The following is a 1165-nucleotide window of genomic DNA, read 5'->3' as shown; positions in this document are numbered from 1 at the left end:
ACTTGGAACGTGAAGATCACGTCTGTGAAGACGGCCGCCTCGACCGGCCATTGCATGCATCTGTGGGTGAAGATCACCACCGACGCCGGCGTCACCGGGATCGGGGAGTGCGTGCATGGCGGCTACCAGTCGATCGCCATCATCAAGGAGCTCGAGGAACGGCTGGTCGGCCGCGACCCGTTCGCCATCGACGCCATCTTCGAGGAGACGCGGCGCAGCCTGGTGTTCGAGGGGGGCTTTGCCGGAGCGCTGATCACGGCGCTGACCGGCATCGAGATCGCCTTGTGGGACCTCAAGGGCAAGGCCCTCAACGTGCCGATCTACGAGCTGATGGGCGGCAAGTTCCGCGACGACATCCGCGTCTATTGCGACTGCGAGGTCTCGCCCGGCATGAACATGGCCGAGGTGCAGGCCGTGGTCGACGAGGTGCTGGAGGCCGGCTTCACCGCGCTCAAGGTCGACCTCGACATCCGCGCCTATGGCCATACCGGCACCGAGACCGGCTGGTACGACAAGGACAGGTTCAACATGACTCCCAACAAGTGGGAGCATGACCGCATGGTGCAGCTGGCCGAGATGGTGGTCACCGCTGCCGGCAAGTCGGTCGACGTCGCCTGCGACCTCCACACCCGGCTCGACAAGCACTCGGCCATCCGCCTCGCCAAGGATCTCGAGCACCTGCAGCTGATGTGGCTCGAGGAGCCGATCCCGCCCGAGAATATCGACACCATGGCCGAGATCACCCGCTCGACCAGCGTGCCGATCTGCGGCGGCGAGAACCTCTACCTGCGCCACGGCTTCCGCAAGGTGTTCGAGCAGCAGGCGCTCGACATCATCATGCCGGACATCCCCAAATGCGGTGGCCTGTCCGAGTGCCGCAAGATCGCCGAGATGGCCGACCTCTACTCGATCCCGTTCGCCCCGCACAACGTGAGCTCGCCGATCGGCACCATGGCCTCGGCGCATGTCTGCGGCACGGTGCCGAACTTCCTGATCCTCGAGTTCCACTGGTTCAACCGCATGGAGTACTGGAACACGGTCACCGACGGCGGCAACATCATCGAGAACGGCCGCATCAAGCTGAGCGACCGCCCCGGCATCGGCCTCGAGCTCAACGAGGATGTCGCCAGGAAGTACCAGTATCCGGACACCTCCTGGTTCGAGT

General features: G+C 64.4%; 1 protein-coding gene. It reads left to right on the top strand.

The window, feature by feature from the left end; genetic code table 11:
* Positions 1-9 precede the first annotated feature (9 nt).
* The coding region (locus AC3A6I_RS20920) for a mandelate racemase/muconate lactonizing enzyme family protein (RefSeq protein WP_487545822.1) at positions 10-1165 on the top strand (1156 nt) is incomplete at its 3' end.

The sequence above is a fragment of the Devosia sp. Soil_C_22 genome (assembly GCF_057657195.1).
Note: the sequence above shows the minus strand (reverse complement) of the source record. Positions and strands in the feature narration are given on the sequence as shown.